The organism is Glutamicibacter endophyticus (assembly GCF_048457885.1).
GTDB lineage: Bacteria > Actinomycetota > Actinomycetes > Actinomycetales > Micrococcaceae > Glutamicibacter > Glutamicibacter endophyticus.
Map to the genome: position 1 here is coordinate 2931416 of NZ_CP174200.1, position 26406 is coordinate 2957821.

Annotated in this window: 32 protein-coding genes; 8 read left to right on the forward strand and 24 right to left on the reverse strand. The window is 61.9% G+C overall.

Translation table 11 applies throughout. The features are described from left to right. Positions 1-29 precede the first annotated feature (29 nt). Positions 30-1460 (forward strand): mycothione reductase, encoded by a 1431-nt coding sequence (locus ACJD00_RS13650; RefSeq protein WP_418907459.1) that lies wholly within the window; start codon positions 30-32, stop codon positions 1458-1460. Position 1461: 1 nt separating this feature from the next. On the opposite strand, the gene ACJD00_RS13655 is transcribed toward ACJD00_RS13650, so the two are convergent. Further along, positions 1462-2667 (reverse strand): cation:proton antiporter, encoded by a 1206-nt coding sequence (locus ACJD00_RS13655; protein ID WP_418907460.1) that lies wholly within the window; start codon positions 2665-2667, stop codon positions 1462-1464. A 181-nt stretch (positions 2668-2848) separates the two neighbouring features. On the opposite strand from ACJD00_RS13655, the gene ACJD00_RS13660 reads away from it, so the two are divergent. From ACJD00_RS13660 to ACJD00_RS13670, 3 genes are read left to right on the forward strand one after another with little or no spacing between them, the layout of a single operon-like run. Then, complete coding sequence (locus ACJD00_RS13660; protein ID WP_418907461.1) at positions 2849-3919, forward strand: hypothetical protein; 1071 nt, start codon at positions 2849-2851, stop codon at positions 3917-3919. Continuing rightward, positions 3919-4626, forward strand: a complete 708-nt coding sequence (locus ACJD00_RS13665) for an ABC transporter ATP-binding protein (protein WP_309409328.1) — start codon at positions 3919-3921, stop codon at positions 4624-4626. The genes ACJD00_RS13660 and ACJD00_RS13665 overlap by 1 nt, the downstream gene beginning before the upstream one ends. After that, the gene (locus ACJD00_RS13670; protein ID WP_418907462.1) at positions 4623-5858 is read left to right on the forward strand and encodes an ABC transporter permease; all 1236 of its coding nucleotides are present in this window, start codon (positions 4623-4625) and stop codon (positions 5856-5858) included. Before ACJD00_RS13665 ends, ACJD00_RS13670 begins: the two co-directional genes overlap by 4 nt. A 94-nt stretch (positions 5859-5952) precedes the next feature. Here ACJD00_RS13670 and ACJD00_RS13675 read toward each other — a convergent pair whose 3' ends face one another. The 5 genes from ACJD00_RS13675 to ACJD00_RS13695 form a co-directional block, all read right to left on the reverse strand. After that, positions 5953-6825, reverse strand: coding sequence for a metal ABC transporter permease (locus ACJD00_RS13675; RefSeq protein ID WP_418907463.1), 873 nt, complete (start codon positions 6823-6825; stop codon positions 5953-5955). Next, a complete protein-coding gene (locus ACJD00_RS13680; protein WP_418907464.1) occupies positions 6822-7562 on the reverse strand; it encodes a metal ABC transporter ATP-binding protein in 741 nt (246 codons plus the stop codon). Before ACJD00_RS13680 ends, ACJD00_RS13675 begins: the two co-directional genes overlap by 4 nt. Further along, on the reverse strand, positions 7559-8476 hold the full coding sequence (locus ACJD00_RS13685) for a metal ABC transporter substrate-binding protein (protein ID WP_418907465.1): 918 nt from the start codon (positions 8474-8476) through the stop codon (positions 7559-7561). Before ACJD00_RS13685 ends, ACJD00_RS13680 begins: the two co-directional genes overlap by 4 nt. 92 nt (positions 8477-8568) lie before the next feature. Beyond that, on the reverse strand, positions 8569-9516 hold the full coding sequence (gene hutG, locus ACJD00_RS13690; RefSeq protein ID WP_418907466.1) for a formimidoylglutamase: 948 nt from the start codon (positions 9514-9516) through the stop codon (positions 8569-8571). A 68-nt stretch (positions 9517-9584) separates the two neighbouring features. Then, positions 9585-10238, reverse strand: a complete 654-nt coding sequence (locus ACJD00_RS13695; RefSeq protein WP_418907467.1) for a peptidyl-tRNA hydrolase — start codon at positions 10236-10238, stop codon at positions 9585-9587. A gap of 70 nt (positions 10239-10308) precedes the next feature. On the opposite strand from ACJD00_RS13695, the gene ACJD00_RS13700 reads away from it, so the two are divergent. Further along, complete coding sequence (locus ACJD00_RS13700) at positions 10309-10785, forward strand: hotdog fold thioesterase (protein WP_418907468.1); 477 nt, start codon at positions 10309-10311, stop codon at positions 10783-10785. A 33-nt stretch (positions 10786-10818) separates the two neighbouring features. Here ACJD00_RS13700 and ACJD00_RS13705 read toward each other — a convergent pair whose 3' ends face one another. Together ACJD00_RS13705 and ACJD00_RS13710 are read right to left on the reverse strand one after the other, a co-directional pair. Further along, a complete protein-coding gene (locus ACJD00_RS13705) occupies positions 10819-11592 on the reverse strand; it encodes a hypothetical protein (RefSeq protein ID WP_418907469.1) in 774 nt (257 codons plus the stop codon). Positions 11593-11680: 88 nt separating this feature from the next. After that, the gene (locus ACJD00_RS13710; RefSeq protein ID WP_418907470.1) at positions 11681-12340 is read right to left on the reverse strand and encodes an SDR family oxidoreductase; all 660 of its coding nucleotides are present in this window, start codon (positions 12338-12340) and stop codon (positions 11681-11683) included. A 387-nt stretch (positions 12341-12727) separates the two neighbouring features. On the opposite strand from ACJD00_RS13710, the gene ACJD00_RS13715 reads away from it, so the two are divergent. Then, positions 12728-13504, forward strand: coding sequence for a MerR family transcriptional regulator (locus tag ACJD00_RS13715; protein WP_418907471.1), 777 nt, complete (start codon positions 12728-12730; stop codon positions 13502-13504). Positions 13505-13571: 67 nt separating this feature from the next. On the opposite strand, the gene ACJD00_RS13720 is transcribed toward ACJD00_RS13715, so the two are convergent. Beyond that, positions 13572-13781, reverse strand: a complete 210-nt coding sequence (locus ACJD00_RS13720) for a helix-turn-helix domain-containing protein (protein WP_309409349.1) — start codon at positions 13779-13781, stop codon at positions 13572-13574. A 204-nt stretch (positions 13782-13985) separates the two neighbouring features. Between ACJD00_RS13720 and ACJD00_RS13725 the strand changes: the two genes are divergently transcribed. After that, complete coding sequence (locus tag ACJD00_RS13725) at positions 13986-14465, forward strand: Lrp/AsnC family transcriptional regulator (protein ID WP_309409351.1); 480 nt, start codon at positions 13986-13988, stop codon at positions 14463-14465. A 13-nt stretch (positions 14466-14478) separates the two neighbouring features. Here ACJD00_RS13725 and ACJD00_RS13730 read toward each other — a convergent pair whose 3' ends face one another. The 6 genes from ACJD00_RS13730 to ACJD00_RS13755 all read right to left on the reverse strand — a co-directional run bounded on the left by ACJD00_RS13730 (position 14479) and on the right by ACJD00_RS13755 (position 20125). Continuing rightward, positions 14479-15666: an MFS transporter gene (locus tag ACJD00_RS13730; RefSeq protein ID WP_418907472.1), complete on the reverse strand. Its 1188-nt coding sequence runs from the start codon at positions 15664-15666 to the stop codon at positions 14479-14481. Between the two features lie 10 nt (positions 15667-15676). Next, positions 15677-16084, reverse strand: a complete 408-nt coding sequence (locus ACJD00_RS13735; RefSeq protein WP_418907473.1) for a low molecular weight phosphatase family protein — start codon at positions 16082-16084, stop codon at positions 15677-15679. A 58-nt stretch (positions 16085-16142) separates the two neighbouring features. Continuing rightward, positions 16143-16889 (reverse strand): ATP-binding cassette domain-containing protein, encoded by a 747-nt coding sequence (locus tag ACJD00_RS13740; RefSeq protein WP_418907474.1) that lies wholly within the window; start codon positions 16887-16889, stop codon positions 16143-16145. Further along, positions 16886-17701 carry an ABC transporter permease gene (locus tag ACJD00_RS13745; protein ID WP_418907475.1) on the reverse strand — a complete coding sequence of 272 codons (816 nt, stop codon included), beginning with the start codon at positions 17699-17701 and terminating at the stop codon, positions 16886-16888. Before ACJD00_RS13745 ends, ACJD00_RS13740 begins: the two co-directional genes overlap by 4 nt. A gap of 2 nt (positions 17702-17703) precedes the next feature. After that, positions 17704-18486, reverse strand: a complete 783-nt coding sequence (gene modA / locus ACJD00_RS13750) for a molybdate ABC transporter substrate-binding protein (protein WP_418907476.1) — start codon at positions 18484-18486, stop codon at positions 17704-17706. Positions 18487-18703: 217 nt separating this feature from the next. Continuing rightward, on the reverse strand, positions 18704-20125 hold the full coding sequence (locus ACJD00_RS13755; RefSeq protein ID WP_418907477.1) for a flavin monoamine oxidase family protein: 1422 nt from the start codon (positions 20123-20125) through the stop codon (positions 18704-18706). Between the two features lie 98 nt (positions 20126-20223). Here ACJD00_RS13755 and ACJD00_RS13760 point away from each other — a divergent pair, with 98 nt between their 5' ends. Further along, a complete protein-coding gene (locus tag ACJD00_RS13760) occupies positions 20224-20868 on the forward strand; it encodes a TetR/AcrR family transcriptional regulator (protein WP_418907478.1) in 645 nt (214 codons plus the stop codon). A gap of 9 nt (positions 20869-20877) precedes the next feature. Here the strand turns inward: ACJD00_RS13760 and ACJD00_RS13765 are convergent, their stop codons facing one another. The 9 genes from ACJD00_RS13765 to ACJD00_RS13805 all read right to left on the reverse strand — a co-directional run bounded on the left by ACJD00_RS13765 (position 20878) and on the right by ACJD00_RS13805 (position 26351). Then, on the reverse strand, positions 20878-21066 hold the full coding sequence (locus tag ACJD00_RS13765; RefSeq protein WP_309409378.1) for a hypothetical protein: 189 nt from the start codon (positions 21064-21066) through the stop codon (positions 20878-20880). A gap of 120 nt (positions 21067-21186) precedes the next feature. Beyond that, positions 21187-21549: a hypothetical protein gene (locus ACJD00_RS13770; RefSeq protein ID WP_418907479.1), complete on the reverse strand. Its 363-nt coding sequence runs from the start codon at positions 21547-21549 to the stop codon at positions 21187-21189. A gap of 194 nt (positions 21550-21743) precedes the next feature. Then, positions 21744-21986, reverse strand: coding sequence for a hypothetical protein (locus ACJD00_RS13775; protein ID WP_309409382.1), 243 nt, complete (start codon positions 21984-21986; stop codon positions 21744-21746). A gap of 220 nt (positions 21987-22206) precedes the next feature. Beyond that, positions 22207-22491 carry a DUF1540 domain-containing protein gene (locus ACJD00_RS13780; RefSeq protein ID WP_309409384.1) on the reverse strand — a complete coding sequence of 95 codons (285 nt, stop codon included), beginning with the start codon at positions 22489-22491 and terminating at the stop codon, positions 22207-22209. A 127-nt stretch (positions 22492-22618) separates the two neighbouring features. Further along, positions 22619-23107, reverse strand: a complete 489-nt coding sequence (locus ACJD00_RS13785; protein ID WP_309409386.1) for an Lrp/AsnC family transcriptional regulator — start codon at positions 23105-23107, stop codon at positions 22619-22621. A 47-nt stretch (positions 23108-23154) separates the two neighbouring features. After that, the gene (locus tag ACJD00_RS13790; protein ID WP_418907480.1) at positions 23155-23634 is read right to left on the reverse strand and encodes a DedA family protein; all 480 of its coding nucleotides are present in this window, start codon (positions 23632-23634) and stop codon (positions 23155-23157) included. After that, the gene (locus ACJD00_RS13795; RefSeq protein ID WP_418907481.1) at positions 23634-24890 is read right to left on the reverse strand and encodes an MFS transporter; all 1257 of its coding nucleotides are present in this window, start codon (positions 24888-24890) and stop codon (positions 23634-23636) included. The genes ACJD00_RS13790 and ACJD00_RS13795 overlap by 1 nt, the downstream gene beginning before the upstream one ends. Continuing rightward, on the reverse strand, positions 24887-26032 hold the full coding sequence (locus tag ACJD00_RS13800; protein WP_418907482.1) for an NAD(P)/FAD-dependent oxidoreductase: 1146 nt from the start codon (positions 26030-26032) through the stop codon (positions 24887-24889). The genes ACJD00_RS13795 and ACJD00_RS13800 overlap by 4 nt, the downstream gene beginning before the upstream one ends. Before the next feature lies 1 nt (position 26033). Beyond that, positions 26034-26351 carry a bifunctional 3-phenylpropionate/cinnamic acid dioxygenase ferredoxin subunit gene (locus tag ACJD00_RS13805; protein ID WP_418907483.1) on the reverse strand — a complete coding sequence of 106 codons (318 nt, stop codon included), beginning with the start codon at positions 26349-26351 and terminating at the stop codon, positions 26034-26036. Positions 26352-26406 lie beyond the last annotated feature (55 nt).

Here is a 26406-nt window from a genome sequence, read left to right on the forward strand (position 1 = left end):
GTGGCCCAGAGCAACCTAGAGGAGCGACTGTGGAGCATTTCGATCTGATTATCGTCGGTACCGGTTCGGGGAATTCGATCCTCGACGACCGCTTCAAAGATCTCAAGGTGGCGCTGATCGAGCGCGGAACATTCGGCGGCACGTGCCTGAATGTCGGGTGCATTCCCACCAAGATGCTGGTTCATACCGCCGATCTGGCACGCACCCCGTCGCGGGCTGCGGACTTCGGGTTGAGCGAACGGCTAGAGCAGGTACGTTGGGCGGAGATTCGTGATCGGATCTTTGGCAAGCGCATTGACCCGATCTCCTCGGCAGGACGCGAGTACAGGGCTGCGCACGCCGACAATGATCACGTTCGTTTGTTCGAGACCACGGCGCGTTTTGTTGGGCCGCGCGAGCTGGCGTTAAGCCCCAGCGATGGTGGGGCGGAACAGGTCATCAGCGGCGATCAGATCATTCTCGCCGCAGGTTCGCGCCCCAGCCTGCCACCGATCGACGGGCTCGATGACGTCGCGGTGCACACCAGCGACACGATTATGCGACTGGATTCGCTTCCCGAGTCCATGACCATACTGGGCAGCGGCTTCATCGCCGCAGAGTTCGCCCACGTTTTCTCGGCGCTCGGGGTGTCCGTTACCCAGATCGCCCGTTCGGGTGCGTTGCTCCGCTCGGAAGATCAGGACATCTCGCAACGCTTCACCGATGTAGCTTCCGATCGGTGGGATGTGCGGCTCAATACCCAAGTCCATCGCGCCGAGACACTATCGGACCGATCCATTCGGTTGCATGCCACGACGCCACATGGCCCGCAGACCATTGATGCAGAGGTCTTGCTCGTCGCCACCGGACGCACCCCCAACACCGATATCCTCCAGGTAGCGGCCGCTGGGCTGTCCATTGATGAGGAGGGGCTACTCCACGTCGATCAATACCAGCGGGCCTTGCGCGGCGACCAAGTTGCCGAAGGTATTTGGGCCCTAGGTGACCTGTGCTCTCCCTACCAGCTGAAGCATGTGGCAAACCACGAGCAACGGATTGTGCAGTACAACGTACTGCACCCGACGGACCCAAAGCCTGCCGATCACAGGTTTGTACCCCACGCGGTATTCTCTTCCCCGCAGATCGCGTCGGTGGGCCTGACCGAGTCCCAAGCCCGGGAGCAAGGCGTTAATTTTTCCGTCGCCCACCAAGATTATGCGGACATCGCGTACGGATGGGCCATGGAGGATTCCAGCGGCTTCGCCAAACTTCTGGCCGACAAAGACAGTGGACTACTCATCGGCGCCCACATTATCGGACCGCAGGCGTCCACACTGATCCAGCCGATAATCCAAGCTATGAGTTTCTCCCAGCCCGTCTCCGAATTGGCCCGCGGACAGTATTGGATCCATCCGGCCCTACCGGAACTGATTGAAAATGCGCTGCTGAAGCTCGAGGTACCCGGTCCACGTCCGCTGTAGGTTAGGCGGCCATGGGGGTCGGTTTGCCTCCGAGAAGTTTCGCCACGGCCGGGAAGACCAGCACCGTTAGCGCCCCGCCCGTAACCATCACGGAGACGGCGACCTCCGAGAGTATGCCACTGGATCCGGCGATCTGCGTGACCGCGACGATGATTGGCAGACCCGTCGCGGCGTAGAACCCTAGGGCCAGACGTTCACGTACGCTACCGAGCTCGGATGACTGTGCAGCGAACTGCTCACGCAGAAAGACCGGTAGGCCACGCACGAGAATGATCAGCCCGACAAAGGCCAACAGCAGTGGCCATTGGGCAATGACCTGCGAGAGATTGATGTTCATGCCGCTGGTCACGAAAAACACGGGGATCAGGAAACTGAAGCCCAGCACCTCGACCTTATGCATGACCTCGCTTGCATGCTCTGCTTTGATGGCCTTCAGAACCGCATTGGCCAGAATACCCGCGGCGAAGGCCCCTAGGGCCACATCCAGATCGAACACGGCGGTGACCAGCATGAGCGTCACCAACAACAGCACGGTCATGCGCATCATGGTTTGCATCGTGGAATTTGATGCCTGGGATAGCGCGCGGGCCAACAACGGCACCCGGCGGAAGAAGCGCGCTGGGACGGCAATGGCCAGTACAGCCAACACCGCGAAAAGCACCAGGAGTGCCGCCGAAACACCGGTACCACGAGTCGAGAGCAACAGCGACATCGCCACAATGGGAAGCAGCTCGCCGTAGGCGCCATGAACCAATACCGCCTTGCCCAACGGTGTATTCATCGTCCCTGAATCTTTCAGGATCGGCAGTAGCGTGCCCAAAGCCGTCGAGGTGGATGCAATACCGAAGGCCACGGCGGCCTGCCACTGCCCGTGCACCAAGAAGAACGACGCACCGATGCCCAGAGCCGCACAGATCAGCCACGTCCACGCCGCACGCCGACCGGCTTTCGCCCGCATGTCGGAGGTATTCACCTCAAAACCAGCGAGCAAGAACAGGAAACCCATGCCCAGTTCACGCAGGAACTCCACGGCTTGGGTTTGCTCGGCGAGACCCAGAAGATTTGGTCCGATCAGGGCACCAAAGGCCAATAGCCACACCACATCTGGTACGTAGCGCCGGGTGATCAGCGCCAAGATCGGCGCAAGAGCCGCCACTGCGGCAATCCACCAAACGGATACGAGGTTGTCAACGAGCTGATGATGCATATCGCCAGCTTAAACGATTCTCCTTCGTTCCATGCAGACTCCGTTTGTCCAATTACCTCCTCGCAGCCTCTTGGGAAGTAAATATCCAATAAATTTCAATTAATTGTGAGTGTTCGCGGAAAATAAGCTTGGTCTTAGCTGAGTGGTTTGATAATCATGGAAGGATGAAAAGAGTCACCACATGAGCCAACGCCGCGTATTCCGCCGCATCGTCCTTCCCACCGCTTGGCTGGTGATTGGCGCGCTGATCGCCATCAGCCTCGTCAAGCTGGCCTTTACCGGGAGTAATTCCGTAGCCGACGATCAGCTACACCCGACCGGAGAGATCCCGGCCGAAACCATTGTGGCGGAAACCGCCACCGTGGAAAATACCCTCTCGCTATCCGGCACCATCAAGCTCGAGGATGCGCAGAGCGTCAATGCTCCGCTGGACGGCGTGGTGAATTGGTCCTTCGTCAAGCCGGGAGACCACGTTAGCAAGGGTGACCGGATCTTCCAGATTCGCGCCGAAAGCCAGCCCGAGGCCGGTCCGGTGACTCGCTCAACCGAGGACAGCACCGCCGACAGCGAGCCAATGCCAGCGGCCCAGCCGGTGGTGACGTACCACGACGTCCGCTCCCCGGTCACCGGAAAAGTGGGAACTTTCGCCATTGAACTCAATGATCAGGTCACCAAGGGCGCCGACCTGGTCAAGGTCCAGCCACAGGAGTTCAAGGCGGTTGGCAGCATCAGCCCGTTGGATCGCTACCGCCTGACGGATGAAACGCTCGAGGCCACCATCAACATCGAAGGCGGCCCCGAACCCTTTACCTGCAAGGGACTGAGCATCGGAGACGTCGCATCGGAAACCGTGGATTCGGCCACGGACGAACAGGAAATGAATATGGGTATGGGACCCATGCCGGGCGAAGAGCAACCTACCTCCGGCTCCGGTAGCGAAATTTCCTGCACGGTCCCCGAGGACATCACCGTCTTTGATGGACTTTCTATGAGCATGGACATCGACGCCGGCACCGCCGAGAACGTGCTGACCGTGCCGGTCACCGCAGTCCGCGGCCTGGTGGGTCAAGGTACGGTTTGGACGCTCAACGAAAACGGCGAGCAAATCAAGACCGAGGTCAAGCTCGGAATCACCGACGGCAAAGCGGTTCAGATACGCTCCGGCCTGAAGGAAGGGACCGAGGTCCTGCGCTATGTACCTGGCTCCGATCCTCAGCCAATGCAGGAACCGGGCATGGAGATGTACCCCTGATGAGTGGGGCCCAGCTACTACAGCTTGAAAACGTCACCCGTAGCGTCCTACTACCCGACGACAGTGAACTTCACATTCTCAACGGGATCGACCTGACGGTCTCCGAAGGCGATCACATTGCCATTGTCGGACGCTCGGGGACCGGAAAGTCCACCTTGCTCAACATCCTCGGGCTCTTAGATCGCCCCACCTCGGGCACCCTGAGCTGGCGGGGAAAGGATGCCAGCCGGCTCAGTGCACGACGGGCGGCGCTGGCGCGCGGACGTGACTTGGGCTTCGTCTTTCAGCAGTTCAACCTGTTGCCCGGACGTACCGCGTTGGAAAATGTAATGGCGCCGCTGATGTATGCCTCGGGCCGCGACTTTTGGCAGCGGCGTCGCCTAGCCGCCGAGTCCCTCGAACGCGTCGGACTCGGTGCGCGCCTAGACTCCATGCCGCAGACCCTTTCCGGTGGCGAACAACAGCGCGTGGCCATTGCCCGTGCCCTAGTACGACGTCCCCGCGTGGTGCTCGCGGATGAGCCCACCGGCGCGTTGGATGTGACCACTGGACGCGCCGTCATGGAGCTCTTAGACGCGGCGACCGTCGAATCCGGTGCCGCGCTGATCACCATTACCCACGACGCGAATGTGGCTGCGCTTGCCCGCGAGCAGTTCCGCCTCGAAGGAGGACGGCTACAGCCACTCATGCAGGAGGTTGCGCGATGAACGGCCTCGGAGGATTGGCCACCGGCTTCGTCGCCGCGCTACTCGAAGCGTGGCAGGAACTGCGGATCCACAAACTGCGCGTCCTGCTTTCGCTGATCGGCGTCACCATTGCAGTGACCTCGCTGACCACCGCAGTGGCAGGCGCCGGAATGGCAGAGCAACTCATGAAAGAACAGCTAGAACGCCAAGGGCGACCGGCGATGATCTACGCGTACGCCAACGATCCCACGAACATGGGCATGCCAACGGCCACGAATGAGACCTCCGCCGCGTTCAAAAAGACCGCCGAGCGGTTCAAAGTCGAGTACACCTCAATAGTCGGACGTTCGTCCGGGGTTCAGGCCACGCATCAGGGCCTGAGCGTAGACGCCGATGTACAAGTGGTCGATCCCGATTACGCCCCGATGCACCGCATCTTCGCCCAACGCGGTCGCTGGTTGGAGGAAGCCGACGCCAACAACCTCTCCCCCGCCGTGGTTGTCGACAAAACCGTGGTGCGCTCGCTAGGACTGCAAAACGCAAAACTGCCGGCAACCGTCGAAGTAGGCACCGGCGGCGAAAAGGTGTCCGTGACCGTCATCGGCGCCACCTCGACCCAAGACTACGGCACTATGGGTCAGATGTGGATGCTGCCAGAAACCTATGAGCACTGGTTCGCCGCCGCCGTGCCGCTGGGGGACGTCAGCTATGCCATGTGGGTACCCACGGAAAATGCCGACGAACTGGCCTCCAATTTCGCGCTACAGATGCGCGCCGAGCTGCCAGGCTACCAAGTCAATGCTCAACGCGTGGACTATCAGGCCTGGGGTGCCGACGAGAGCCTGGAACAAATGGCCATGGTGGTTGCCGCCATTGCCGGGGTGATCCTGTTGCTCGGGTCGCTGAGCCTGCTCAACGTCGCCATGGTGACCATGAAACAGCGCATCCGCGAGGTCGGCATCCGGCGTAGCTTCGGCGCCACCACCGGCCGGGTGTTCTTCTCGGTCATGATGGAAAGCGTGGTGGCCACCGCAGTGGCCGGCGGAGTGGGCGTGCTCCTTTCGGTGGCGCTGGTCTCCAACCCGACGCTTATCAACATGGTGCTCTACGGCGGAATTGATGAAATGCCCGGCTTCCCCGTGGGCGCCGCACTCCTGGGCATGGGCGTCTCTGTCGCGGTCGGCGCACTGACCGGCGTGCTGCCGGCGCTGGTGGCCGCGCGGGTGCGCATCGTGGACGCAATCCGCGTCTGAGCCTAGACAGTGGAAGGGGCCGACACCGATGGATGGTGGCGGCCCCTTCGAGGTTCCTGCGCTGGCCGACCCCCAATACCCGGCCAGCGCAGCCTCAGCGTGCTGCGAGTGCTACACGCCGCCGACGGGCCGCCCAGCGAGTGGCCAGTTGTCCATGTTTCGGGCTGAACAGGTACACCAGTACGAAGAGGATGCCCTGAGCGAGCACCACCATACCGCCGGTCGCAGCATCGAAAAAGTAACTGGCGTAAACCCCGGCAACAGCGGCGACTGCGGCCAGGATCGGTGCGATCAGCAACATCTTGGAGAATCGATCGGTCAATAGATAGGCGCTCGCCCCTGGGATGATGAGCATGGCCACCACAAGGATGACTCCCACCGCCTGCAGCGCCACGACACTGGTCATGGCCAGCAGGCCCAACAGGACCGCCCCGATTAACCGGGGGTTCATCCCCAACGCGTGGGCATGGGTTGGGTCGAAGGCGTACAGCGTGAAGTCCTTGCGTTTGGCGATGAGAATCCCCAAGGTCAGGGCCCCGAGGATCAGTACCTGCCATAGATCGGCAGTGGAGACGCCTAAGAGATTGCCGAAGATGATGTGGTTCAGATCCAGGTGGCTCGGCGTCACGGAGATTAGTACCAGCCCCAACGAGAACAGGGTGGTGAACACGATTCCGATCGCGGCATCTTCCTTGAGCTTTGAGGTGTCACGTACCCCTCCGATCAGCGCCACCGCGAGCAAACCAAAGGCCACTGCACCGACGGCGAACGGCACGCCGAGAATATAGGCGAGCACCACGCCCGGAAGTACCGCGTGCGAGACGGCATCGCCCATCAGCGACCAGCCGATGAGAACCAGCCAACAGGACAGCACCGCGCAGAGCACAGCGGCCAGTACCGTCACCGCCAGCGCCCGAAGCATGAATTCGTAGCTCAACGGCTCAAGCATCAGATCGATCAGGTTCACGCTGCATCTCCTCGGTTCATCGGGTCCAACCCGAAGGCTAGGGCTAGGTGTTCGGGGCGAAGCACCTGGTGCGGGTCGCCGTGCATTAGCACCCGGCGCATGAGCAACACCGCTTCGTCGGCGAGTTCAGGTAATCCATGCAAGTCATGAGTGGAGACCAGCACGCTGCCGCCCTCCGCGCTTAACTCGCGTAGCAGGCGGGTGATAGTTGCTTCGCTACGCTTGTCGACCCCGGCGAAGGGCTCATCGAGCAGGAGGATGCGTGCCCCCTGAGCCAGCCCGCGCGCCACGAAGGCGCGCTTTTTCTGTCCGCCGGACAGCGCCCCGATCTGCCGGTGGGCGTAGTTGGTCAGTTCCACGCGCTCCAGCGCCTCGGCTACTGCCTTCCGGTCGGCGCTGCGCGCCCGGCGCGTGAAACCCATATGCCCGTAACGACCGGTCATGACGACTTCTCCGACGGTAATCGGAAAGTCCCAGTCCACCGCCTCGTTCTGCGGCACATACCCAACCAGTCCACGCTTGCGTGCCTGCTGCGGGTCCATGCCACCGACCCGTACGGACCCGGTGTCGGGTTTAAGCAGCCCCATGATCGTCTTGAACAGGGTCGACTTGCCCGAGCCGTTCATGCCCACCAGGCCGCAGACCCGCCCCGCCTCAAGTTTGAGGCTCGCCCCGTCAAGGGCGCGCACCGGGCCATAGTGTACGGTGACGTTCTGCACGTCGACGCTGAGGTTCATGGTGTGGCTCCGTTCAGGGCGTTGGCGATGGTTTCGGTGTCGTGGGTGATCAGCGTGAGGTAGTCGGGCACCGGGCCGTCGGGCTCGGACAGGGAGTCGACATAGAGGGTGCCGCCGTAGCTCGAGTTAGCCGATTCAACGACCCGTTGCATGGGCGCGTTAGAGACGGTGGACTCGCAGAACACGGCGGGAACGCGCTGTTCACGGACCTCGTCGATGACCCGGGCAACGGCGCGCGGAGCGGCCTGACCGTCGGTGTTGACCGCCCACAGGTAGCGCTCGGTGAGTCCGGCATCGCGCGCGAGGTAGGAAAAGGCTCCCTCGCAGGTGACCAAGTAGCGTTGCGCGGCAGGCACCTCGCTGATTTGCTCGAGCAGTCGCTCGTGAACCCGTTGCAGCTTGCGCTGATACTCCTGACCATTTCGTCGGTACTCGGCGGCATGTTCCGGGTCCAACTCGCTGAAGGCCTTCACCATATTTTGGACGTAGACCTTGACGTTGAGCGGTGACATCCAAGCGTGAGGGTTTGGGTGTCCCCCCGCTTCACCTTCGGCGATGGCGATGGGTTCTATACCTTCGCTGACGGTGACGTGGGGAGCGCGGATATCGCGCACGAATTTTGCGAACCAGGCTTCGAGGTTCAGCCCGTTGTCGAGGATGAGGTCGGCGCCTGCGGCACGCCGCAAGTCGTCCGGAGTTGGTTCATAACCGTGAATCTCCGCCCCGTACTTGGTGATGGATTCGATGCGCAGGTGATCGCCGGCGACGTTCTGGGCAATATCGGCGAGCACCGTGAAGGTGGTGAGCACCATTGGGCGCTTATCGGCTACCGGTTGCGGATCCGTTGCCGAACAACCAGTAATTAGCACCAGCAGTATTGCCGCCAGCGACGCGGTAACCGCGCGAAGTTTCATTGACCCGCTCCATTGCATGATGAGGTGACGCCGAAGAATTCTTCGACGTCACCTCATCATAATGTTTGTGGGGTCAAACATTCAATTCGGAACTACCCAACACTTGCCAGAGTGTGAATCAAACGAGCCGCGCTCCGTGCGGTGCGCGCATCCACATCGAAGTGCGGGTTCAGCTCAACCACATCCACGAGGCCCAACTTGCCGCTGGCAGCCACCTGTCGGCAAATACCATGGATGACTTCATAGGGCACCCCATAACCAGCCGGTGCACTGACTCCAGGCGCCACGCTGGCCGGCAACACATCAAGGTCGATGGTCAGGTAGAGCACGTCGATCTCCGCTAGGAAATCGGCAACGAATCCGCTGACCTCGGACAAGCTCTGGCTCTCTTCGTCCAGCAGGTAGCGCACCGAAAGCTGCTCCGCCTTATCGAAGAGGATGCCGGTGTTATTCGGGCGGCTGATGCCCACAATCGCGTAGTTGAACGCCTCACCGGTTCCCTGCAGGTGCTGGGCAATGTCCAAAAATGGGGTGCCACTACTGCGCCGCGGGGCGCTACGCAGATCAAAGTGGGCATCAAGGTTCAGGATGCCAATCCGCGCCCCGTCGACCGCGGCATGTAGTCCCATGAAGGATCCGTATGCAGTTTCGTGTCCGCCGCCGAGCACAATCGGCAGCGTGCCACGACGGTGCAACGCCGTGACCGCCTCGGCCAACCGGTGCTGCCCGGATTCCAATTCATCGCCGTGCACCACGACATCACCGGCGTCGACGATTCCTCGTGGCACGTGAATCGCCATCGAACCCAGTGCGGCGCGCAATGCGGCCGGCCCCTCGGCGGCGCCGGGGCGCCCTGCGTTGCGCTTCACCCCGGCATCCGAGGCGAATCCCAGGAGCGCCACGGCGCCCGGGGCGGTGTTTTCGTCCAGCGCGGCCACCTGCTGATGCCAGCGCAGGTGCTCGGCGGTATCGCCATCGATACGCCCACTCCACTGATTTGGGGCACGATCAACATTCACGGGTGCGGCAAAGTTCTCCATAGTTCAAGAACACCAGCAACCACGCGGAAATAGGGGCCCGCGACACACCCAGCGTCCGAAATCCCGGATCAGACCTCGGTCTGCAATACGTAGGCGGTGGAAGAGCCAGGCTCAATCTCGGTGCGCCCGGCATCTTGGATTACCGGCCCCACGGCTCGTGAGGCCACGGCGGCAAACTCCCGGCGCTCTAACCACAAGACCCCGACCGGCGCGTGTTCTTTCAGCCAGGCTTCTACTTGGGGTGCTGGCGCCTCGATGAGCCATGCGAACAGGGCGTGGGCAGCTTGGGCCGCCGCCTTGCCTGTCGACATCCCCAAGCCGAGATTCAGCGCAATCGTCACCGGGGCTCGAAGTCCTTGCTCATCGGGCTCTAGTTGCGTACCGGAAACCTGTAGCTTGGCAATCAGCTTGGGCAAACCCGCCGCGGGTAATGGCAACAGGCCAACGGCTTGGGCCTTACCGACCTCGCTGATCATTCCATGCTCAGTTTCCTCAAGCACTCTCGCGAAAAACTTCGGGTTGGCGCGGCGTACCGACTTCGCGAAGGCCTGCTGCGCCCAGAGCTGCCAGCGTTCGTCCTGCGGCGCCGAGAGGTACGCCAAGACCGCGGCCCGCGCCACGGCGCTAATTGCCTCCTCGGCAGAAGGCGGATCATGCTTATCGATACGCAGAATAATGGGCTGCACTAGTTCCAGCGGGTCACGCTCGTTCTCGGAGATCACCCCAACAGTGTAGTGCCCACGCCAGAAGCTAGGATTGAGCCAACGGGTTATCTCGCGAAAGGCAGCAAATATGGCTGATCGGCAAGACTCCATATGGTTCTCCCCGGAGGCGGCCGGGCACCTGGCCACCATCAGCGGTGGACTGGGCGAACAGTTGGGCATCGAAATCACCGAACTAAAAGCCCAATCGATTCACGGACGCATGCCGGTCGATGAACGCACCATCCAACCGGCCGGCGTACTACACGGAGGCGCCTCCGTAGCCTTCGCCGAAACGTTGGCCTCCCTCGGCGGCCACCTAGTGGTGGACAGCTCGATCTACCAGGTCATGGGTCAAGAGATCAACGCGAACCATTTACGTCCCGGCATTCGTGGCGAATGGGTTTATGGTGCGGCCAGCCCGGTCATGATCGGACGCCGCTCACAGGTATGGTCCATTGAAATCAGCAATGAACAAGGCAAACTCATCTGCCTCTCGCGCTGCACGCTGGCCGTAATCGAGATCCCGTCCCGCCCGCTCACCGCGTCGGATACGCGCGCGCAGTAACCGTCCGGCGGCACGGGCGCTCCGGCTCGTGCCCTAACGCCGCGCCTTAACCTTGCCAACGATCAATAGCATCACGCTCAAAAGCATGGCCACCGCCAAGGTGGTCACCGCTGGCCACAAGGGTTCTTGGTCGCGGACGAGCTGCGCGCCGGTCTTCCACAGCTGAGCAATGCCCACGTCCTGATGTTCGGTGGCACCACGTAGCACCCAGAGGGTGGCGCCAAGCACCCCGGGCATCAGCCACTGAATAAGCAATGCGACCGCCCAGATGGCGAGGTTGGCTACGTGAAGGAATCCCAGCACGCCCAGAGCAATCCCCAGACACAGCGGACCGGCCAGCTCCAAGTAACCCTGTACTTTCACCGGCGCGTGCAGCACGGTACCCATTGCTGCAGCCCAATAGCTCGGGGCGAAGCCCAACACCGCGACGGCCAACACGAGAGAGATCATGGTGCCACGAGCGATAGACCACAGGGCAAGTTGACCCAAGAGCAGACACACCCCGACGGTCCATAATTGCACGACGCTCAACACCGGCAAGGGCGAGGCCAGCGCCTTGGACGAGGCGCCCAGTAACGCACCAAATGTCAACGCCAGCACGCCAAGGCAGAACACCACGTCCACCACCACGGTGAAACGCAGAACCCCATCGCCCACGGTCCGGGCGAGTACGGCCACCAACAGAAGGGCCATACCCATGGTGCCGAGCAGAGCCAGCGGCGCGGAGACGGCATGCGGCCAACTCTGAAATTGTTCGGCGGTGCCTTGAGTCAGCCACCACGGGCCAAGGGCCACAACTAAGGACATGAGCGCTGCCACAACTTGGACCCACCAAGAGTGCCATGCGCCGTGCGCTGAGTACGAAAGCGAAGCTGTTCCCACGCGCCTTATTCTGTCAGAAGGAGTCGATGAGCTCACGCATCGCGGCGGACACTGGCTTGTCCCCGTCCACCAGCTCGATGACGCGGCGACGCAGGGCCGGGGTATAAATAGCCTCATGGATGAACTCGGCGACGTTATCCCGGGACACGGTCCCGTACTGAAGCGCCGGACCGGCGGCCACTAGGCCGCTACCCTCACCATCGGTCAGTCGACCGGGCCGCACGATCACCCATTCCAGATCTGTGGCGGCCAAATACACGTCGGCTTCGCGTTTGACGCGAATATAGTTCTCGAATCCGTCCGTGGATTGCGAGCCCCGGTGCGCGTCCATAAACACCGAAACCAGAATGAAGCGACGCACCCCGGCACGCAGGGCAGCGTCCACCGCTTTTTCTAGACCTTTTCCGTCGATCAAATTGGTTTGTTCCACGCCGGTTCCATGAGCGCCCGCCGAGAAGACCACGACGTCGTGCCCTGCAATCAGCTCCGCCAAGCGTTGCACCGAGTCTTCAATCAGGTCACCGCGCACGGCAGCCGCCCCGGTGCCCTCAATAACGGCGGCTTGCTCTGCCCAGCGGTGCATCCCCGTAACACGAGCCCCGGACCTGACGAGCATTTCACTGAGTCGGCGACCAATCCCGCCAGCTGCGCCGATCTGAAAAATTTTAGCCATGCGCGTTTCTTTCTCTACGTTTGATTTTTCTCGATACTACGCACTGAGGCGGCCCGCGCTCATTCTTTTGACCAAAGAATGACCGCGGGCCGCCTCAAAAGTATGTCTAAGTCATCCGGCATGCTTGACCGGCGCTGTCCGCGGTGGCAGGTGGTGTACTGTCAGCCTCGGCGACGATGACCTCTCGGCGGTGGCCTCAAAGTCATTTTCTGGTACTAGATAACAACACACCCAACAGACTGCGCAACTGACTCACTTTGCACCGGTCATATTGATCAATTCACTGCGATGTACTTCGACATGGACGGGCATTTTGATCGTTCCGGTCCATGCGCTGCGAATGAGACCCTTGAACTTGACGTAACGTCAACCAATATCGTGGAGTCCATGAACGCTCAAGACCAGAGTCACGTGGCCGTACATTCGATCAATGAGGTAGCTCGGGCGGCCGGAGTCACCAGCCGCACCCTGCGTCACTACGATCACATCGGTCTATTGGAACCGGCGTTCACCGCGCCGAACGGCTACCGCTACTACGAACAACCACAAATCCTGCGCCTGCAACGGATCATCTTGCTCCGGCAACTCGGGCTCAAACTCGAGGTCATCGGCGAAATCCTCGACAACCAACGTGACCAGGTGCAGGCCTTGCAAACGCATATCGAGGATCTGCGGCAGCAACGCGAGCTCCTCGACCGGCAAATATCCGCGCTGCGCACCACCATCGAGACCATCGACACGAAAGGAACGCTGGACATGAATAAGACATTCGACGGTTTCAACGAGCAATACAAGGACGAAGTCATTGCCCGCTGGGGAAAGGAGAGCTACGAGAGCTCCAACATCTGGTGGAAGGCCCAAGGGCCGGAAGGACAACATCAGATGATGCAGCGCGTCGCCGAGTTGAACAAACGGTGGGCAGAACTAGGTGCCGCAGGAGCCGATCCGCAAGGCGCCGAAGCCCAAGAATTGGCTGCCGAGCATGTCGACTGGTTGCGCAGCATCCCTGGCACGCCGGCCCACGATTCGCCGCAGCACACCGCACAGTATGTGCGTGGCCTAGCGGACATGTATGTGGATGATCCCCGCTTTGCCGCGAACTATCAGGGGCAGGCTGCCTTCGTGCGTCAGGCGCTGAACCACTACGTCGACGCCGAGGGCTAGACCCCGTGCGCCATTACTTCTGTGGGCCCGTCGAGAGCATAGCGCTCCCGGCGAGCCCGCATGGTGCTCAGTCTTCGCCGAGTCCCTTGGCGATTTCCTCTCGGGCTTCGCTGTACCGGCGCTGGATGTAGTTTTCAAGTTCCACGCGTTCCACCCGCCACATCCCGCGACCACCAATCTGAATCGCGGGTAGCTCCCCGCTTTTCACCAGGGACCTGACCTGCGGGAGCTTCACGTTAAGCTCCTCGGCCACATCTTCCAATCGCAGAAACCTCATATACGAAAGCGTACTGCCCGCTGGGCCGCAGAGGGGCACATCCGCGCAACTGTGGACATTTCACGCTCGAATGGCACCCAGCATTCCGCAATAAAACCGGTCATAGCGTGCAATAAGGTTGGGGTTCGCTGGTCATATTGCCTAAAATTTTCTACGGGCCTTCACCCTCGGGTCACACGGATCTCAATACAGGAGACAGTAGCGATGAATCAGGATACGTACCAGCTCGATGAAACCGATCGGCGTATCCTGCTGGCTCTGGATAACGACCCGCGTGTTCCGATTATGATGCTGGCTCAGCAACTCGGTTTAGCCCGCGGCACCGTGCAGTCGCGCCTCGAACGGCTCGCGAATTCCGGTGCTTTGCGCCCCAACACTGCACGGGTGCGCCCCGCGGCCCTTGGGCGTGGCGTCTCGGCAGTGGTGAGCGCCGAATTGGATCAGGCCCGCCTCGACGATTCCATTGAAGCGCTGCGGCAGATCCCCGAAGTGCTCGAATGCGTCGCCCCGGCCGGCGACACCGATCTGCTCCTGCGCGTCGCGGCCAAGGACCCCGACGACCTTTACCGGGTTAGCGAGGTCATTCGACTCTGCCCCGGCATTACGCGAACCTCGACATCGATGATCCTTCGCGACGTCATCCCGTACCGCACCACCGCATTGTTGCAGCACGATACCCCGTAGCTCCGCGAACGGCTCAGTGCTCGACCACCTGCAGGCCGCCGCGCCCGGGCAGGAAACGGCGCCCGGCAAGTACCAGCACAAGACACAGCCCACAGGCCAGCGCCAAAAGCAGCACGAAATACAGCGGATCACCAAGATTTCTGAATAGGGCCATCAACGTCGGAAACAAGAACCCGACGTAGCACATGGCGTAAAAACGCCCGGTCAGCTTGCCTGCCTCCGCCTCGGCGGCCAGATCCAGCACCTGGGTGAGGCCACCCTTGAGTAAGATCCCGTTCGCGCACCCGGCCGTAAACGAGCCCAAAAGTCCAACGATGACCTGACCGGTCAGAGCGGCAAGGACAATGAATGCGTAGGCCACTAGCCCCACGACGAGACCCAGCACGATCATGCGCACCGAATCCGGTCGATTAAACCGTTCCACTAATGGCTGCACCAACACACCCATCCCCATGGTGAGGGCAACGGTAGCGGTGCTCACCAGTAACGAAGGACCCTGAGCGTTATTCACGAGCGCCGGAACAATGGCGAACCCGCTGGTCGCAAGCCCGAAGACCCACGGTGCCATCGGTAGCACGACCCAGGTGAAGCGGCGCATATTTTGCGCACTAGTGCCGGGCCCCACGGCGATGACCACCTGGCGCGTGTCCACCTCGGCGGCCAGTAGCCACAACGGAATAAACCACAGCAGGGTGCTGGCGGCATGCGCCGCGTAGGCAGCTTCCGGGCTGCCGCTCATCCCCACAATCGCTGCAGAGAGCACCGGGCCAAGGGCGAAGCCTAACGAGGTACTCAACCCCGCGCGGCTCGCTCCCTTCGTTCCGGCGCTATGCTTGACCCAGGTAGTGGCCGCCACCATGGCCAACCCCATCCCCAGCCCGGTGAGCACGCGCCCGGCGTAGAGGCCCAGCGGATCGAACTGGCCCAGCATCATCACCAGCGATGCGGTCAGCGAGCAACCCAACGCCACCAGGGTGAAGGGTTTTCGGCCATAGCGATCGGCCCAGTTCCCGCCAAAGAGCAGAGCCGGCAACAGGCCGATCACATAGCTGGCCAACACCAGGGTGCTGGCTAGTTCGCTCAGCCCGCGCTCTTGCTGATACCAGCCCATCAGGGGCACATACTGATTGGCGCACCAGCCGGTCAGCACTAGGGCCACGGCCGGGAACCACCAGGCAGAACGCGATCGGTGCGAAACCATCGTGCCGATATCAGTCCTCGTTGAGTTCGTGGAACAGCTCGGTGACGCGCGTGGCGATTTCGTCGCGAATCATATTCATGCGTTCGGCTCCGGTCACCCCGTCTTCGCTCGGTTCGTAGGTCACCCAGCGTTCGACGTTCACCTCCGGGTCCAGGACCGGGCGTGCTTCGGAGCCGAGGATTACCACGCGGTCAGCCTCGGCGACCACTGCCGGATCGATTGGCTTGGGTACCCCGCCGGACATATCCGCGCCGGTTTCGGCTAACGAGGCCACCGCCTCCTGATTGATCCCCGAGCCGGGGTTGGTTCCGGCGGAGTAACTGGTAACCGTCCCCTTGGATATCTGGTCCATAAGGGCCGCAGCCATTTGCGATTTTCCGGCGTTACTGGAGCATATAAAAAGTACTTTCGGTGCCATGCTCACATTCAACCACCGATTGCGCGCACCACCACCGGCCGATACCAGATTGTTGCGTTCAACCTCGGGCCGGGTCATCGGCCGCAGGCAAGGTGGCGGCCACGGCTCGGACGAAACGCGTCTGGGGTTGTGCCAGCACGTGGCGCACCTGACCGCGCTGCACCACGCTGCCATGTTCAATCACGATCAGCTCGTCGGCCAATTCGACGGCGTCCACGGCCGAATGCGAGATGACGATGGTGCGGGTTTTGGTGCGGTCCAATTCGTGGCGCAACAGCGTGCGCATATCCGCGGCCGCTTCGACATCCAAGGACACGAAGGGCTCGTCGACCATCAGCATGCGCGGTCCGGCGGCCAAGGCTCGGGCCAGGGCCACGCGCTGACGCTGTCCCCCGGACAGCTCGGCCGGCTTTCGAGCGGCCATGCCCGGCAGGCCAATGCGTTCGAGCCACTGCTCGGCCAATGCCAATGCCGCTGCCTTAGCCATACCCGCGGCCCGTGCGCCAAAGGCGATATTCGCCCGCGCGTCCAGGTGCGGGAAGAGGTTCGGTTCCTGCCCGAGCAGGCCAATGGACCGGCGGTGCGGGGGCAGGTGCACGCCGGGGCTGGCCAGCACCGTGCCATCGAGGCTGATCCGCCCGGCGTCGATACGTTCGAGCCCGGCGATGGCCGAGACGATGGTGGACTTACCTGCACCGCTTGGCCCCATGAGGGCCAGTACCTGTCCCTGATGCAGCTCAAGTTCAACCCGCACCTCGAAGGCTGCCCGTTGCACGGTGAAGTCTGCGAAAAACCCGGGGCTCATTTCAACGCTCCTGGCCGCCAAGCGCGCACCGAAAGCAACACCAAAATGGCGGTGGCTAGGAGCAGCAAGGACAGTGCCACGGCCGATTCGCGGCCGGTGCCGGCCCCGTTGAACGCGGTGTAGATGGCCAGAGGCATGGTTTGGGTGACCCCTGGGGCGTTGCCGGCAAACAGCGCGGTGGCCCCAAATTCACCAATGGCCCTGGCAAAGCACAGAATGACACCGGCCACTAATCCGGGGGCCGCCAGCGGCAGGGTGACCCGGGTGAGCACCATCCACCGTCCCGCCCCGAGGGTTGCGGCGCTCTGCTCGTAGCCGGCGCCTGCCGAGCGCAGGGAACCTTCCACGGACAGTACCAAGAAGGGCAGGGCCACGAAGGCCTGCGCCAAGACCACCGCGGTGGTCGAGAAGGTCAGGCTGACGCCCCAGAGCGCTTCGATCCAGGCACCCACCGGGCTGGAGCGTCCGAAGAGGAAAAGTAATGCCACACCCCCAACCATGGGCGGCAGAACGAGCGGTACGGCCACCAGTGCACGCAACAGGTGCGCGACGCGTGCCGGGCTACGGGCAATCACCAGTGCGAGGGGCACTCCGAGCAGCACGCATAGAGTCGTGGAGGCCAGACCGGTGCGCAATGAGAGCGAGAGGGCATCTAGCGCTTGTTTGCTGGTGACGTCCGAGAGCAAGGTGCCCCACGAGGCACGCGACACCAAGGCGATCAGCGGCAGCACCAGCAGTGCCAGCCCGAGCAATGCCGGGAGCACGGCAATCACCGGGGCACGGGTGCCCACATCAACCGGGACTCGGGCCACGGCTAGTTCTCGCTCGGTTCGGCCCGAGCACCAAAACCGTAGCGCGCCAAGATCTGTTGCCCCGGACCACCGGCGACAAAGTCGACGAACCGCTGGGCGGCCTCTTGGGTGCTTTGCTCCCCCACCGTCAGCGCGGCGGCCGGGTAGTAGTTCACCACCTCATCGGCGCCGTCCGGGCGGATGGATTCCACCGCGTCGTCTCCGGCCACATCGGTGGCGTAGACCAGCCCCGCTTCGGCTTCACCGGCGGCGACCTTGGCCAACACGGCGGTGACATTCTGCTCCATGCTGGCGGGGGTCACCTTGACCGAGGCGTTGCGCAAGAGTTCCTGCGAGGCGTGTCCGCAGGGCACCTGCGGGGCACAGAGCACGGTGGTGGCATCGGCCAATTCCGCCAGCGAGGTGACATGTCCCGGGTTTCCCTTCGGAACGGCGATCACCAACGTGTTGGTGGCAAAGATGCGTGGCTCGGAGGTCAAACCGGCCTCCTGTACCGAGCGCATATTGCGGGTGTCGGCCGAGGCGAAGACGTTGATCGGCGCGCCCTCGAGAATCTGCGTAGCCAAGGTGGAGGAGCCATCGTAAAGGATCGACTCAATACGAATATCGGGGTTGGCCTTCTCGAACGACTGCTGCATGTCCCCAAAGGCCCGTTGCAAGGAGGCGGCCGCGGCCACGGTAATCACCGTGGGTTCTTCGCTCGGAGGTGCCGATTCTTGCGGTGCGCACGCGGACAATGCCAGCAGCCCAGCCAGCAGCAGAGCGGTGGCTCGAAGTACGCGCATGCGATGTTCCTTTGTTCGGTTCTCCCTCGACGATGCCATGCTATCGCCCCACCCGGGTCCCGGCGAATACGCGTCACGTACCAAGTCATCTGGGACTCTTGGCGGCTACCGGTTATACAGAAGAGCGCGGGGCGGACGCCATGATGATGGCTCCGCCCCGCGCGGCGCTTACCCCCCGGATGAGGTGGCAGTGCGCTCGTCGTTCCGTGCTCGGTGGTTACTGCGTAACCAGCGACGCGATCGACTTTTCGCCGTCGTAGGACTCGTCGTATGCGGTGCCATCCAATTCGGCGACAATACGTGCGGCGGTGCGGCGGCCCATCCGGACCGCGCCGTCGACGTGCTGGTAGCCGGCGCCGGCCAAATCCGAGGAGGAGAAGTAAATCGGTCCCACGTTCTCGTTCTGGCTCGGTCCGAAGCGGTACAGACCGCCGAGGTCGTAGCTGGTGGCGTAGGCGCCACGGGTCCATTCCTCGGATCCGAAGTCGGAGAGGTAGAAGACCTTCGGATCGAGTGCCTTGTCGCCAAGGAATTCGGCGATGGCCTTCAGAATCGTTTCCTTGCGCTCTTCGTCACTCTCCATGGCCCAGATCTTGTCGGCTTCCACATCGGAGATGAAGCCGACGAGGGTGCCGGTAGATTCGCCGTCGAAGGTGTTGTCGTAGATTTCCTGCACCAGGTGGTTCGGTCCGAAGCAAGTACCCGACAGGCCTTCTTCGCGCCAGAACGGGGTCTCGTAGACGGCGTGCACCTTGATGACCAGACCCATCGACTGGTGTTGGTGGGTCACGTGCTGCCAGCGTGGCAACGGCGGGAAGTAGCTAATGCGGTTGTAGAGGTTCGGCGGAACGGCCAAGATGACCTTCTTGGCGCTTACGGTCACGTCCGCACCGTGGGCCACCACGCCGTCTTCAGACCATTCAAGCTTCAGCACCGGGTTGTTCAGGAAGAGCGTCTGCTCGTGGAGGCGCTCGGCCACGGCCTTGGACACACCCTGCATGGTGGACTTCATGCGACGATCCAGGATGAAGTCTTCGTCGACGAGGTTGTCGAACGAGCCGGCGGAGGCTGCCATCAACACGGCCTGCAGCGCCGAGAAGGTGTGGGCCGGCTTGGTGAGCATGCCACCGGCGATGAACAGACCGACGTTCAGGCAAGCCAGCTCGTCATCGGACTGTTCGCGAAGCCAGTGATGGAAAGAGATCTTGTCCAGTTCGGCGGCCTGCGGGTGATCCCAGGGCTTATCCGGGTTGGTCGCGGTGGCCAACTCGTTCATCAGGCCGATGAGCTTGTTCATTTCAGCAACCGTGTGCTCGGAGACCGGGAAGTCCGCCCCGTCATATACGGTCACGGTGCCATCGGTGGCACGGTAGACGCTCTTGCCCTGCTTGTAGCGTTCGAAGGTCTCGATCCCCAGCTCGTCGATTAGGTCGTAGAGAGCGGTCTGGTCCGGGCTGATCCACTGTCCACCGATCTCGATGGTGGCCCCGTCCATGACGTCGGTCCAAGTGCGCCCCCCAACGCGATCGCGGGCTTCCAAGACGGCCACGGTCTTGCCGACCTTTTGCAGCTCATAGGCTGCGTTCAAGCCGGAGGGGCCGGCGCCAACGACCACAACGTCGCGTTCCAGATGCTTCATGAAGGGATTCTCCTCGTTCAAAATGAATTGAGTTCATTTATCTTTGAATCCAGCATAGGGTATCGTGACGGTTTTGTGAAGTAGTCGACGTCAGGGAGATGATCGTGGTCGAAAATAGCCACCGCAAGGCGGGTCGTCCGCGTACCAGCGTGCTCGATCGTGAGCGCATTACGCAGCACGCGCTCGAATTGGTCACCGCCAGTGGCTATGAGGGGTTGACCATGCAACGCCTCGCGAAGTCCTTGGGTGTCTCTCCGTCAGCGCTCTACAACCACGTTGATTCCAAGCAGGATCTATTGCAGTGGATCCAGGAAAGCGTGATGACCCAGGTCGATAGCTCCAGCTTCGATACGCTGCCGTTGCGCGAGGCGCTGGGCCATTGGGCCACGAGCTACCGGGACACCTTCTCCAATCACATTCCACTCATCCCGGTCATCGCGGTGCTGCCCGTTGCCGATTCGCCCCGAACCCTGCGCATGTATGAGCGGGTGGCGCGCGCACTGACCGAGGCCGGCTTGGCTCAGGAACAGGTCGTGCCCACGATCGTGGCCCTGGAATCCTTCATTTTCGGCTCGGCGATGGATACCTCGGCGCCGCATGACATCTTTGATGCCGGCGCACACCATGAGGAAACACAGAATTTCACCGAGGCCATTGAGGCGCAGCGGCGTACCGAAGTGCCGACCTCCGACGCGTCGTTTCAGCGTGGACTCCGGGCGCTGATCGACGGTATGGTGCCGTAGCTTCGATAGCTAGTCGTCGAGCAGGGCCCACTCCCCGACGCCCTCGTGGCGGGTATCGAAGACCTCACCCTCTACGCCGTGTTCCATGGGATACAGCTCAATATGATTGGCCAGTGACCTGAGCACATGCTGCAACTGCTCCAGCGGTTGCTCCTGCATGGTTTCGGTGTCGAAATTAACCTCTAGTACGAAACGCATTGCATACTCCCCTCGATGGAATTGTGCTCATCCTATGCGTTGCCTCGCCGAAAAACGAGGCTGCAATGTACAAAATCCCATGTACCTATTCGGTACATGGGATTAGCGAGGGTCGGCGCGTTAGAAGCTGTAACTCGTCAGGTACTGCAGGCTGTCGGCACCGCCGACGTGATAGAGCACTAGGAGTAGGCCGCCGAATACGACACCGGCCACAATGCTGTAGCCCAGCGAAATTTTCGCCAGAGTGCGTGCCTCACGGCGTGAGACGGTCGCCTCGTCGTTCAGGAAACGTTCGGCAGCGCCTCGCATGGAATCTGCTGGAGTGAGCGCTCCGACGCGGGCGACCAGATTGGCTGCCGTATCGGTCTGACCGTTGCGCAGGTACGCCACCGTGCGACCATTCTTGCGGTCTTGACGGAACTTGATGATGTTCGCGCCATGGCGCGCCAACAAAATATCTTCCCCCAATGGAATGGTGCTCATGCGTGTTCTCCCGATTCACTAAGTCTGTGCACCATCTAGTAAATCCCGTACCGCATAACCGGCTGACCAAAACCCGCCTCTAGGCCAGCAAGCTCACAGCCCCATGTGACCAACCCGGCATCCGCGCGGCTCTAACGGCTGGCCTGACAATGCAAAACGGGCAACCCTTCGCTACGAAGGATTGCCCGCCCACGCTATGCGGTTTTCAGATGCTTTTCTTGCTTCTGCTGTTTCTTGGCCTCACGCACCCGACGCTGGAGCACCTTTGTTTCTAGGTCCTCGGGGGCGGCCAGGCCCAGCTTCTTCGCCTGCTTCACTAGGTTCTTACGAATTTCCTCCGCCTGGGTGCGGCGATAGGCCAGCACCAAGAACACACTGATCACGGCCAGCACCAATAATGTTGCCAACGCGGTAGCCACGGTGAACTCGATATTCATGGTTCGACCTCCTGATTCTCTCGTCCATAGGTCTTCGTCGGCGACCTGCCGCGAAGACAGTGGTCCATGAAAGGATCATCAAGTCTAGCATTTTTCTTCGATTAAATCGATTTCCCGTCCGGCATACTCGCTGGTACGTCCCCAAATTCGAATACCTGCAACATCGTTTTGGGCAGAACAAACGGGACGTGGTTTCACGTCCCGTTGGCTCTTGAATTCTTTACTTATGTTCGTAGGTCAGACAGTCGGCGACGTCGGCACCCGGCCCGACCTTTACCTGCGGCGCATTGCACATCAGGTGATCGTTGTGAGCGCACTCGGTTCGCTGGCAGGCGCCGACGCTGGCCAGCACCTTTGGCAGTCCACCGCTGACCCCAATGTCGATAAAGGTGGCGCACTGAGCATGTTCGGAGGCACCGGCGATCGTAATACCGGAAGCGTTGCAGTGCGTGTGGTCGTTGAACGAACAATTCTCGACGCTACATTCGGTGACTTTCGTGTCCATTTTCCCTCCACGGGTCGGGCTCTAGGAACTTGGTGCCCCCAGCGTAACCCCAAATGGCCCGAGCAAATTAGTGCTGATTTCATGGCCCATTTAGCCTTCCATGTGTGGCGCGGAACGCAGGACCGGCTCAGTACTCGTCGGTGCCGATGCTGTGCTCGAAGACGATGGAGGTCTGCGTAGTGGCCACGGCGGGGTTGGCCGAGAGGTTATCCAACACGAATTGACGCACATCGGCCGAGTTGCGCACGGCCACGTGCAACACGAAATCATCGGCCCCACCGAGGAAGAAGAGCTGTCGCACCCCGGCCTTGCGCCGCATTTCGGTGGCAAAGCTCGACATCAAATGCCGCGCCCCGGGCCGAATGCGCACAAAGATCAGCGCTTCGAGTTCACGGCCGAGGACCTGCGGATCGACTTCCACGGTAAAGCGTGAAATCACGCCGCTTTCGCGGAGGGCATTGAGCCGTGCCAGGCAGGTCGATGCCGCAATACCCAGCTCCTCGGCCAGCGAGTTATTGGTTCGGCGCGCGTTCTCGGAGAGCAGTCGCAGAAGTTTACGATCGAGATCGTCGAGTTGCGCGCGACGCGGTTCTCGCGCTGGCTGGCTGGTCGGCATCGGCTAGGCCTTCCGTCTCATGGGTGCAGTGCTGATGAATGGAGAGTTTATTCTGGCACACCCGCGCGTCGGCGACGGCCGCGCAGAATAACGAAGACCGTGATCGCAATAACGACCGCGCCGAGAGCCAACCACTGCCATTCGAGGGCCAGCCACGCATACACCACGGCCATCCCCACCGTGGTGTACACCAGCGCCCAGAGCAAGCATCCAACGACCACCGCCGGGAGGTAGCGGCGTAGCGGCATACGACTGATACCGGCCGAGGCGTTGACGGCGCTTTGCACCCCCACGGTCAAAAAACTCAGTGGCACCGCCAGCACACCCCAGCGAACGATAAATCGTTGGGCCCGCTGGTAGACCGGGCCCTCGAGATGACGCTGAAAACGGGTATGTTCAACCCCCTTGGCCACTCCGCGACCGATCCAATAGGTGGTGTTGGCCCGGATCATGGCACCGCAGAAGAAGAATACGAAGGTCACACCCCACGGGGCATCGTTGAGTAGCCACTGCAAGGCCTCGCCCATTAGGGCACGCTCCTGACCTTCGTAACCAGCCAGGCCCCGGCGAGTGACACCACGGCGGCGGAGAGGAACAGCGCCGGGTAGCCACCCAGCCAGGTCACCGAAATCCAAGCCACCACGGGGGCCACCACCTGCGGTAGCGAATTGGCAATGTTGATCACGCCCAAATCCTTGCCGCGCGAATCGGCATGTGGCAGCACCTGCGTCAGTAGCGCGAAGTCCACCGCCAGATAGGAACCAAAGCCCACACCCAGTAACATGGCGCCGATCACGGCCACCCAGAACACGCTACAGAACGCCATCAGTATTGCGGCCGCGGCGACGATGAGCGAGGAGAGCACCACATACCGTTTACGCTTCCCGTCGCGGTCCGAGAAGCGCCCGAAGAGTACCGCGGAAAAAATCACGCACACCGCATAGACCGCGGTGAGTACCAGCACGCCCTGGGCCGGTTCCGGGTGGTGCAACTTATCCTGCAGGAAGTACAGCAGGTACACCAGTATCAGTTGCGACCCAAGATAAAGCAGGAAGCGAGCCAACCAGGCCCACCCGAAGTCCGGGTAGCGTGCCGGGTTGATCCAGAAACTCCGCAGAAACTGTCCGAGGCGCAGCGGCTCAAGGGCACCGGCTGGCAGCACCACGTCTCGGCGCATCAGCACGAAAGGTACCGCACATAGCCCCACACAGACGGCCACCAACGCATACCCAAAAACTAGATCCGCGGCGGCCACCATGCCAATGGCGGCGCCGATTAGGGCACCACCGGTTTGCCCCAGCGCGACCAGGCCACCGACTAGTCCGCGCTGTTCGACGGGCACCTTATCGGGCACTACCGCGAATATCGCAGCCAGTGCCGCGTTACCGGCGGCCTGCACGAGCGCCCAGCCGAGCACAAGCCCGGAAACCGAATTGGTGGTGGACATGAACAGCAGCGCGGCCGCCACGGACAAGGTTCCGACGAAAATCCAAGGCACGCGCCGGCCAAAGCGCGAGGTGGTGCGATCGCTCAGGGCACCGAAAAGCGGATTAGCCACCATCGAGACCGCGGCACCCACGGCCGTGACGAGGGAGAGAATCGCGGCCTTAGCGGAGGCGTCGATCTGCTGGGCATGCAAGCCGAGTAATACCTGAATCGGGGCGAAGAATCCCACGTTAATGCCGACATGCACCACCACGATGGCGGCAATAAACCCAGCCCCGACGCGGGCGGTGGGCACACATAGTGCCTCGGGTACTTGCGGCGGTGGCAAGGTGCTCATGAGCGGCCCGCCTTCGCTAGTTCACGCGGTCCCACGCTCGGGTCGGCCAGTTGCTCGGCCGTGGGGCTCACTCCGGCGTCCATCAGTCGGCGCAGCGCCTTGGAGAGCAAACCGCCATCGACCATCGAGGCGGCTACCAGGTTCCCGGCGCTGTCCAGTCCGAAGACGGCCTCGAGATTTCCGCGTCGCCCCAACCGGGAGATGTGGGAGCTGGCCCGCGAGAAATCACCGACGACCTCGACATGCGCATCGTGACGGTCGGACCAAAACCAGTCGATCTTGCGGGAGGGCGCCGGTTGCCCGGTGATCACCGCTGCGGCAATGGCCGCATCGTCCATGGCCGCTTCCCAGTGCACCGCGCGCGGATGATCGACGCGACGGGCCGCATCACCGATGGCGAGCACCTGGCGCTGGCCAATCACCCGCTGCGCGTCGTCAACCAGAATTCCATCGTCCACCGCAAGGCCAAGTCCTTCGGCCACGGTGGTGTCGGCCTCGGCCCCTACTGCAGCGACGATCAGCGCGGCCTCATGCCGTTGCCCGGCGGCCACCACATAATCCGGTCCGACCTCGGTCACGGCGGCATCCACGCAGGCGACTCCGTTACGGCGGTGGGCGGCGTGTAGTTCACGCGCCATCTCTTCGCCGAGTACTCGGGCCAAGGGGGCACTGGAGGCGGAAAACAGCGTCACCTGAGCGCCGGCCTGTCGGGCCGCGGAGGCGAACTCCGCGCCCACAAGGCCGGCCCCGATAACGGCCACGGGCATCGCGAACATGCCCTGATCCAGACGCCGGGCAATGAGTTCGGCCTCGTCGGCGGTATGCAGGCTCAGCGCATGCTCGGCGCCCGGCACGGTCAGCTTCTTAGCCCTGCTCCCGGTGGCCAGTACCAGCCACTCGTCGGCGGCTTCGGGCAGCGCCGGATCATTGATCGCCTCGGTCCGCAAGTGCACGCCGTGCTCCGCGTACCAACTGGCGGGCATGAAGTGCTCGCGGCGCAGCGCCTTACTCAGCGGCGGCCGGTCATAGGGCAAACCCTGCGGGTCACAGAGCACGATCTCGCCCCGGTAGCCACGCTGGATGAGCTCGCGGGTCAGCGTAAATCCGGCGACACCGGCGCCGACGATTTGTACGCGGGCCATGCTAGATATCGAGTTCGAGTTGTCCATCGACGACCTCGACCTTATAGGTGCGGGCGTCTACGGTGGCCGGCATGCATAGGGCCTTGCCGGTCTTCAGGCAAAAGGTGGCCGAATGCAGCGGGCATTCAACCTCGGTTCCGTCGATCCATCCATCCGCCAAGGAGGCGGTTTCGTGGGTGCATTCGTCTTGCAGGGCATAGAAATTGCCGTCTTCAGCATGGAAGATCGCAATATCCTCGGCCGCCCCACTGTCACTGGAATCGACGAGCAACGCCTCTCCCTCGGGGATTTGCTCGGCGGGGCCCACCTGGTAACTCACGCTCTCTCCTTCGAATATGCAACACTTCTGGTGCCATTTTGTCACTATCCACCAG

What these genes read in the sequence shown, in the direction of transcription:
- ACJD00_RS13655 (WP_418907460.1), bottom strand. Translation starts at nt 2,667, where the DNA reads ATGCATCATCAGCTCGTTGACAACCTCGTATCCGTTTGGTGGATTGCC.
- ACJD00_RS13660 (WP_418907461.1), top strand. Translation starts at nt 2,849, where the DNA reads ATGAGCCAACGCCGCGTATTCCGCCGCATCGTCCTTCCCACCGCTTGG.
- ACJD00_RS13665 (WP_309409328.1), top strand. Translation starts at nt 3,919, where the DNA reads ATGAGTGGGGCCCAGCTACTACAGCTTGAAAACGTCACCCGTAGCGTC.
- ACJD00_RS13670 (WP_418907462.1), top strand. Translation starts at nt 4,623, where the DNA reads ATGAACGGCCTCGGAGGATTGGCCACCGGCTTCGTCGCCGCGCTACTC.
- ACJD00_RS13680 (WP_418907464.1), bottom strand. Translation starts at nt 7,562, where the DNA reads ATGAACCTCAGCGTCGACGTGCAGAACGTCACCGTACACTATGGCCCG.
- ACJD00_RS13685 (WP_418907465.1), bottom strand. Translation starts at nt 8,476, where the DNA reads ATGAAACTTCGCGCGGTTACCGCGTCGCTGGCGGCAATACTGCTGGTG.
- hutG (WP_418907466.1), bottom strand. Translation starts at nt 9,516, where the DNA reads ATGGAGAACTTTGCCGCACCCGTGAATGTTGATCGTGCCCCAAATCAG.
- ACJD00_RS13700 (WP_418907468.1), top strand. Translation starts at nt 10,309, where the DNA reads ATGGCTGATCGGCAAGACTCCATATGGTTCTCCCCGGAGGCGGCCGGG.
- ACJD00_RS13705 (WP_418907469.1), bottom strand. Translation starts at nt 11,592, where the DNA reads ATGTCCTTAGTTGTGGCCCTTGGCCCGTGGTGGCTGACTCAAGGCACC.
- ACJD00_RS13710 (WP_418907470.1), bottom strand. Translation starts at nt 12,340, where the DNA reads ATGGCTAAAATTTTTCAGATCGGCGCAGCTGGCGGGATTGGTCGCCGA.
- ACJD00_RS13715 (WP_418907471.1), top strand. Translation starts at nt 12,728, where the DNA reads ATGAACGCTCAAGACCAGAGTCACGTGGCCGTACATTCGATCAATGAG.
- ACJD00_RS13720 (WP_309409349.1), bottom strand. Translation starts at nt 13,781, where the DNA reads ATGAGGTTTCTGCGATTGGAAGATGTGGCCGAGGAGCTTAACGTGAAG.
- ACJD00_RS13725 (WP_309409351.1), top strand. Translation starts at nt 13,986, where the DNA reads ATGAATCAGGATACGTACCAGCTCGATGAAACCGATCGGCGTATCCTG.
- ACJD00_RS13730 (WP_418907472.1), bottom strand. Translation starts at nt 15,666, where the DNA reads ATGGTTTCGCACCGATCGCGTTCTGCCTGGTGGTTCCCGGCCGTGGCC.
- ACJD00_RS13735 (WP_418907473.1), bottom strand. Translation starts at nt 16,084, where the DNA reads ATGGCACCGAAAGTACTTTTTATATGCTCCAGTAACGCCGGAAAATCG.
- ACJD00_RS13740 (WP_418907474.1), bottom strand. Translation starts at nt 16,889, where the DNA reads ATGAGCCCCGGGTTTTTCGCAGACTTCACCGTGCAACGGGCAGCCTTC.
- modA (WP_418907476.1), bottom strand. Translation starts at nt 18,486, where the DNA reads ATGCGCGTACTTCGAGCCACCGCTCTGCTGCTGGCTGGGCTGCTGGCA.
- ACJD00_RS13755 (WP_418907477.1), bottom strand. Translation starts at nt 20,125, where the DNA reads ATGAAGCATCTGGAACGCGACGTTGTGGTCGTTGGCGCCGGCCCCTCC.
- ACJD00_RS13760 (WP_418907478.1), top strand. Translation starts at nt 20,224, where the DNA reads ATGATCGTGGTCGAAAATAGCCACCGCAAGGCGGGTCGTCCGCGTACC.
- ACJD00_RS13765 (WP_309409378.1), bottom strand. Translation starts at nt 21,066, where the DNA reads ATGCGTTTCGTACTAGAGGTTAATTTCGACACCGAAACCATGCAGGAG.
- ACJD00_RS13770 (WP_418907479.1), bottom strand. Translation starts at nt 21,549, where the DNA reads ATGAGCACCATTCCATTGGGGGAAGATATTTTGTTGGCGCGCCATGGC.
- ACJD00_RS13775 (WP_309409382.1), bottom strand. Translation starts at nt 21,986, where the DNA reads ATGAATATCGAGTTCACCGTGGCTACCGCGTTGGCAACATTATTGGTG.
- ACJD00_RS13780 (WP_309409384.1), bottom strand. Translation starts at nt 22,491, where the DNA reads ATGGACACGAAAGTCACCGAATGTAGCGTCGAGAATTGTTCGTTCAAC.
- ACJD00_RS13785 (WP_309409386.1), bottom strand. Translation starts at nt 23,107, where the DNA reads ATGCCGACCAGCCAGCCAGCGCGAGAACCGCGTCGCGCGCAACTCGAC.
- ACJD00_RS13790 (WP_418907480.1), bottom strand. Translation starts at nt 23,634, where the DNA reads ATGGGCGAGGCCTTGCAGTGGCTACTCAACGATGCCCCGTGGGGTGTG.
- ACJD00_RS13795 (WP_418907481.1), bottom strand. Translation starts at nt 24,890, where the DNA reads ATGAGCACCTTGCCACCGCCGCAAGTACCCGAGGCACTATGTGTGCCC.
- ACJD00_RS13800 (WP_418907482.1), bottom strand. Translation starts at nt 26,032, where the DNA reads ATGGCCCGCGTACAAATCGTCGGCGCCGGTGTCGCCGGATTTACGCTG.